The organism is Streptomyces sp. NPDC101118 (assembly GCF_044759445.1).
In the GTDB taxonomy this organism is placed as follows: Bacteria; Actinomycetota; Actinomycetes; order Streptomycetales; family Streptomycetaceae; genus Streptomyces.
In genome coordinates this window covers 219100-225513 of sequence record NZ_JBIVZG010000014.1, presented here as the reverse complement: position 1 = coordinate 225513, position 6414 = coordinate 219100, and the positions used below count along the sequence as shown (strand labels likewise).

Sequence of the window (6414 nt, the reverse complement as noted above, 5' to 3'; positions counted from 1 at the left end):
AGTGCTGTCGCGAGGGTCTCCAGGTTTGTCGTCACACACGAACCAACGAGACCCTCGCTTCATGCGCGCGAAGACTTCGGACTTACTCGTCTAGGACCGCGTCGCCTTCCAGCACTCCCCGGGAGTCCCGCGCCGCTTGACCGGCACGCTGCGGTCGTACGGGTCGAGCTCCGTGCCGGACTCGTCCGGCCGGCGGTCGGTGCCGAAGGGCGGGACGAAGTAGCCCGTGGGCGCGCCGCAGCCGCCGTTGGTCATCTCGTACGTGAACGAGACGATCGAGAACGTGCCCGGCTCGGTCACCACCTTGTCGGGGTCGTCCCAGCTCAGGACGAGCTCACGCCGGACGATCGTGCGCACGATCTCGTCGCCGCCGGCGGCGCCCTGGCGGGTGACCGGGTAGACGAAGGTGACGTCGGCGGTCACCTGGAGCGCGCCGTGCGCGCCCTCCCGGTACGTGAGCCGGCCGCGGGTCTTGACGACGTCGCCGACCAGTTGGGCGCGGGAGGGCTGGAAGCGGCTGAAGAGCGCGAGGGGGTCGTTCTCCACGGTCGGGGTCCGGAACGCGGTGTCCAGGAAGGACCGGACGTCCTTCTGGTGCGGGTTGAGCAGAGCGATCGCCTTCGCGGGCCGCGCGCCCCGCAGCACCTCGCGGTCCAGGCCGGAGGCGACGAGGAAGTCCCGGCTGCGGGCGAGGGCCCGCTCGACCTCGGCCGCGCCCATCCAGCCGACCGCCTCGGCCTTCGGCAGGGTGATCCCCGCCGCTCCGCTCGCCCAGCTCGCCGCCGGCGATCCGCGGAACGGCTCGTCCAGGGTGGGGCGCAGGGCCGGCTCGGCCGGGGGCGCCTGGGTCGGGCGGGCGGTCTCGGGCGCCGCCGGCGTCGAGCCGGTGCCGGCTCCGGCGACCAGATCCACGATCCGGTCCGGCGCGAGTGCCACGGCCAGCAGCAGCGCCAGCGAGGCCGTGAACCCGACCGCGTACCAGCCCCTGCGCCGCGTGGGGCGCGCGGGCGTGTGACCCCGCCAGACCTCCGGACCGCGGGCCGGCTCGGCCCGCAGCCGCTCGGTCACCTCGCGGGCCCGTGCCGACGGTTCCCTGGGTGCGTCGACGACACCCGCCACCGACTCGCGCAGGAACCGCTCCCACTCCTCGTCGGACCTGGACGAGCCGTCCGGCTCCGTACCCGCGCCCATCCCCAACCCCCTGGCACTCGGCAGACCGCGGCCCCCCTGGCACGCGTCCGCATGATGACACACGGTGCCGACAGCGCTGCGGGCCAGGTGGGGGCGGGTCCGCCGGCCTTCCCGGCCGGCCGGCCGCAGCGCGCCCCCGCCCGGAACGGGACCCCGGGGCGGCCGGAAAAGGGCTTTGCATAAACGTGCGGCGATACGTATAGTCATGCCATCAAGGATGGAGGGTCCGATGGTGGTACGTGCAGCGGTGGCTGGGGCGAGCGGGTACGCGGGCGGTGAGCTGCTGCGTCTGCTCCTCGCGCACCCCGGGGTCGAGATCGGGGCGCTCACCGGTGCCTCCAACGCCGGCCAGCGCTTCGGCGGCCTCCAGCCGCACCTGCTGCCGCTGGCCGACCGGGTGCTGGAGCCGACCACCCCCGAGGTGCTCGCAGGCCAGGGCCGACGGCATGACGTGGTGTTCCTCGCGCTGCCGCACGGGCAGTCCGCCGCCGTCGCGGAGCAGCTCGGCGACGACGTGCTGGTCGTCGACATGGGCGCCGACTTCCGGCTCACGGACTCCGCCGACTGGGAGCGTTTCTACGGTTCCCCGCACGCCGGGACCTGGCCGTACGGCCTGCCCGAACTGCCGGGTGCCCGCGCCGCGCTGGAGGGGTCCAAGCGTGTCGCGGTGCCCGGTTGCTACCCCACGGCCGTCTCCCTCGCGCTCTACCCCGCGTACGCGGAGGGCCTGGCCGAGCCCGAGGCGGTGATCGTCGCCGCCACCGGCACCTCCGGCGCGGGCAAGGCGCTCAAGCCGCACCTGCTGGGCTCCGAGGTGATGGGCTCGATGAGCCCGTACGGCGTCGGCGGCGGCCACCGCCACACCCCGGAGATGATCCAGAACCTCTCCGCCGTCGCGGGCCGGCGGGTCTCGGTGTCCTTCACCCCGACCCTCGCCCCCATGTCCCGGGGCATCCTCGCCACGTGCAGCGCCAAGGCCGCGCCCGGCACCACCGCCGAGTCGGTGCGGGCCGCCTACCAGAAGGCGTACGCGGACGAGCCCTTCGTCCACCTGCTGCCCGAGGGCCAGTGGCCCGCCACCGCCTCCGTGTACGGCTCCAACGCCGTGCAGATCCAGGTGGCGTACGACGAGGCGGCCGACCGGGTGATCGCCATCAGCGCCATCGACAACCTGACCAAGGGAACCGCGGGTGGCGCGGTGCAGAGCATGAACATCGCCCTGGGACTTCCCGAGTCCACGGGCCTGTCCACGACCGGAGTCGCTCCGTGAGGTCCCGCGCCCATCGCAGGGAGGTGCCCAGGGCACGCGCTGCCGACGGGCCGCAGACGAACACGACGACGACCAAGGAGAAGCAGTGAGCGTCACGGAAGCGCAGGGATTCTCGGCGGCGGGCATCGCCGCGGGGATCAAGGAGAACGGCAACCCCGACCTGGCCCTGGTCGTCAACCACGGCCCCCGCCTGGCCGCCGCCGGAGTCTTCACCTCCAACCGCGTCAAGGCCGCTCCCGTCCTCTGGTCCGAGCAGGTGCTGCGCGGCGGTGCCGTCAGCGCGGTCGTCCTCAACTCCGGCGGTGCCAACGCCTGCACCGGCCCCCGGGGCTTCCAGGACACCCACGCCACCGCCGAGAAGGTCGCCGAGACCCTGAACGCCGCCGGCGTCGCCGGCGGCGAGCACAACGCCGGCGAGATCGCGGTCGCCTCCACCGGCCTGATCGGCGTCCTGCTCCCCATGGACAAGCTGCTGCCGGGCGTCGAGACCGCCACCGCCGCTCTCGCCGCGGACGGCGGCGAGGCCGCCGCCGTCGCCATCAAGACCACCGACACCGTGCACAAGACGGCCGTGGTCAAGAAGGACGGCTGGACCGTGGGCGGCATGGCCAAGGGAGCGGGGATGCTCGCGCCGGGCCTGGCCACCATGCTCGTCGTCCTCACCACGGACGCGGACCTGGACAGCGCCGCCCTCGACCGGGCCCTGCGGTCCGCGACCCGCCTCACCTTCGACCGGGTCGACTCCGACGGCTGCATGTCCACCAACGACACCGTCCTGCTGCTCGCCTCCGGCGCGGCCGGCACCGTACCCGCCGAGGACGAGTTCGCCGAGGCCGTCCGCACCGTCTGCGACGACCTGGCCCGGCAGCTCATCGGCGACGCCGAGGGCGCCAGCAAGGACATCCGCATCGAGGTCGTCGGCGCGGCCACCGAGGACGACGCCGTCGAGGTCGGCCGGTCCATCGCCCGCAACAACCTGCTCAAGTGCGCCATCCACGGCGAGGACCCCAACTGGGGCCGCGTCCTCTCCGCCATCGGCACCACCAAGGCCGCCTTCGACCCGGACCGGCTCAACGTCGCCATCAACGGCGTCTGGGTCTGCAAGAACGGCTCGGTCGGCGAGGACCGGGAGCTGGTCAGCATGAAGGACCGCGAGGTCCGCATCACCGCCGACCTCTGCTCGGGCAGCGAGTCCGCCGTCATCTGGGCGAACGACCTGACCGCCGAGTACGTCCACGAGAACAGCGCGTACAGCTCGTGAGCGCCGACAAGGCCGGCCTGCCCGGCACCGGAACCGCGCGCAGGCACACCGCGCTGCCCAAGGCGGAGATCCTCATCGAGGCGCTGCCCTGGCTCACCCGCCACCACGGCAAGACCGTCGTCATCAAGTTCGGCGGCAACGCCATGATCGACGACGAGCTGAAGGCCGCCTTCGCCCAGGACGTGGTCTTCCTGCGGCACGCGGGCCTCAAGCCCGTCGTCGTGCACGGCGGCGGCCCCCAGATCAGCGCCCAGCTCGACCGGCACGGGCTGGTCAGCGAGTTCAAGGCGGGCCTGCGGGTCACCACGCCCGAGGCGATGGACGTCGTCCGCATGGTCCTGGCCGGACAGGTGCAGCGGGAGCTGGTCGGGCTCCTCAACCAGCACGGCCCGCTCGCCGTCGGCCTGACCGGCGAGGACGCCCACACCATCACCGCGACCCAGCACCTGCCGGAGATCGACGGCGAACGCGTGGACATCGGCCGGGTCGGCGAGATCACCGCCATCGACACCGGCGCGATCGAGGCGCTGCTGGAGGACGGCCGGATCCCGGTCGTCTCCTCCATCGCCCGCAGCGCCGACGACGGCCACGTCTACAACGTGAACGCCGACACCGCTGCCGCGGCCCTGGCCGCCGCCCTCGGCGCGGAGACGCTGATGGTCCTCACCGACGTGGAGGGCCTCTACGCGGACTGGCCGAACAGCGACGAGGTCATCAGCCGGCTCACGGTGAGCCAGCTGGAGAAGCTGCTGCCCGACCTCTCCAGCGGCATGGTCCCGAAGATGGAGGGCTGCCTGCACGCCGTGCGCAACGGCGTGCGCACCGCCCGCGTCATCGACGGGCGGGTCCAGCACTCGATCCTGCTGGAGATCTTCACGGACGAGGGCATCGGCACGATGGTCGTGCCCGACGACAACGGAGGGGGAACGAAATGACCGGCAACCAGGAGCTCGCGCAGCGCTGGAAGAACACGCTGACCGACAACTACGGCACCCCCGCGGTCGCCCTGGTGCGCGGCGAGGGCGCCCAGGTGTGGGACGCCGACGGCCGGCAGTACACCGACTTCGTCGGCGGCATCGCGGTGAACGCCCTGGGCCACGCCCACCCGGCGATCGTGCGGGCCGTGTCCGACCAGGTCGCCACCCTCGGCCACGTCTCCAACCTGTACGCCTCCGAGCCCGTCCTCGCCCTCGGCGAGCGGCTGCTCCAGCACTTCGGCCGGCCGGGCCGGGTCTTCTTCTGCAACTCCGGCGCGGAGGCCGTCGAGGCGGCCTTCAAGATCGGGCGGCTGACCGGCCGCACGCACATGGTCTCCACGCAGGGCGGCTTCCACGGCCGCACCATGGGCGCCCTGGCCCTCACCGGCCAGCCCGCCAAGCAGGGCCCCTTCCTGCCGCTGCCCGGCGACGTCACCCACGTCCCGTACGGCGACGCGGACGCCCTGCGGGAGGCGGTCACCGAGGAGACCGCGCTGGTGGTCATCGAGCCGATCCAGGGCGAGAACGGCGTGGTCGTCCCGCCCGCCGGCTACCTCCAGGCCGCCCGCGAGATCACCCGGGCCACCGGCACCCTGCTCGTCCTCGACGAGGTGCAGACCGGCGTCGGCCGGTGCGGCCAGTGGTTCGAGCACCAGGCCCACGAGGGCGTCGACCCCGACGTCGTCACCCTCGCCAAGGGACTCGGCGGCGGCCTGCCCATCGGCGCCGTCGCGGCCTTCGGCCCGGCCGCCGACCTGCTCAGGCCCGGCCAGCACGGCACCACCTTCGGCGGCAACCCGGTCGCGTGCGCCGCCGGACTCGCGGTCCTCGACACCATCGCCGCCGACGGGCTGCTCGACCAGGTCAAGGACCGCGGCGAGCGGCTGCGCTCCGGAATCGAAGCCTCCGGTCACCCGCTGGTCTCCCACGTCCGCGGCGCGGGCCTGCTGCTGGGTATCGTGCTGACCGAGCCCCTCGCACCCCAGGTGCAGCAGGCGGCTCAGGACGCCGGCTTCCTGGTCAACGCGCCCGCCCCCGACGTCGTACGCCTGATGCCCGCGTACGTCGTCACGGAGGCCGAGGTGGACGCGTTCGTCCGGGCGCTGCCCGGCGTCCTCGACCACGCACGCGGCGGACGGACCGGAGAATGAGACGACGATGAGCCAGGCGCAGGACAACGAGCACGCGGGGCCCTCCGTCCCGCAGACCCGGACCGCCCGCCACCGCCGGATCGTGGACATCCTCAACCGGCAGCCGGTGCGCTCGCAGAGCCAGCTGGCCAAGCTGCTCGCCGACGACGGGCTGAGCGTCACCCAGGCGACGCTCTCCCGCGACCTCGACGAGCTGGGCGCGGTGAAGATCCGCAACACCGGGGGCGAACTCATCTACGCGGTCCCCAGCGAGGGGGGCTTCCGCACCCCGCAGGCACCGCTGGGCGAGTCCGCCAAGGAGGAGCGCATGCGGCGCCTCTCCGGCGAACTGCTGATCTCCGCCGAGGCGTCCGCCAACCTCGTCGTCCTGCGCACCCCGCCGGGTGCCGCGCAGTTCCTCGCCTCGGCGATCGACCAGGCCGAGCTCCACGCGGTGCTCGGCACGATCGCCGGCGACGACACCCTGATGCTCATCAGCCGCGACCCGGCGGGCGGCCAGGCCCTCGCCGACCACCTGCTGAAACTGGCCCAGAAGGAATCCTGAGCCCGGCGTTGCGTCCGTGC

Annotated in this window: 6 protein-coding genes; 5 read left to right on the top strand and 1 reads right to left on the bottom strand. The window is 73.2% G+C overall.

Annotated elements, in window-relative coordinates:
* Positions 1-90 precede the first annotated feature (90 nt).
* A complete protein-coding gene (locus tag ACIQUQ_RS23120; RefSeq protein ID WP_403978826.1) occupies positions 91-1191 on the bottom strand; it encodes a hypothetical protein in 1101 nt (366 codons plus the stop codon).
* A gap of 229 nt (positions 1192-1420) precedes the next feature.
* Between ACIQUQ_RS23120 and argC the strand changes: the two genes are divergently transcribed.
* The 5 genes from argC to ACIQUQ_RS23095 all read left to right on the top strand — a co-directional run bounded on the left by argC (position 1421) and on the right by ACIQUQ_RS23095 (position 6394).
* Positions 1421-2461, top strand: coding sequence for an N-acetyl-gamma-glutamyl-phosphate reductase (argC, locus tag ACIQUQ_RS23115; RefSeq protein ID WP_403978823.1), 1041 nt, complete (start codon positions 1421-1423; stop codon positions 2459-2461).
* Positions 2462-2546: 85 nt separating this feature from the next.
* Positions 2547-3722, top strand: coding sequence for a bifunctional glutamate N-acetyltransferase/amino-acid acetyltransferase ArgJ (argJ, locus tag ACIQUQ_RS23110; RefSeq protein WP_403978820.1), 1176 nt, complete (start codon positions 2547-2549; stop codon positions 3720-3722).
* Positions 3719-4657, top strand: coding sequence for an acetylglutamate kinase (gene argB, locus ACIQUQ_RS23105; RefSeq protein ID WP_403978817.1), 939 nt, complete (start codon positions 3719-3721; stop codon positions 4655-4657). The genes argJ and argB overlap by 4 nt, the downstream gene beginning before the upstream one ends.
* Positions 4654-5850, top strand: coding sequence for an acetylornithine transaminase (locus tag ACIQUQ_RS23100; protein WP_403978814.1), 1197 nt, complete (start codon positions 4654-4656; stop codon positions 5848-5850). The genes argB and ACIQUQ_RS23100 overlap by 4 nt, the downstream gene beginning before the upstream one ends.
* Before the next feature lie 7 nt (positions 5851-5857).
* A complete protein-coding gene (locus tag ACIQUQ_RS23095; protein ID WP_399947665.1) occupies positions 5858-6394 on the top strand; it encodes an arginine repressor in 537 nt (178 codons plus the stop codon).
* Positions 6395-6414 lie beyond the last annotated feature (20 nt).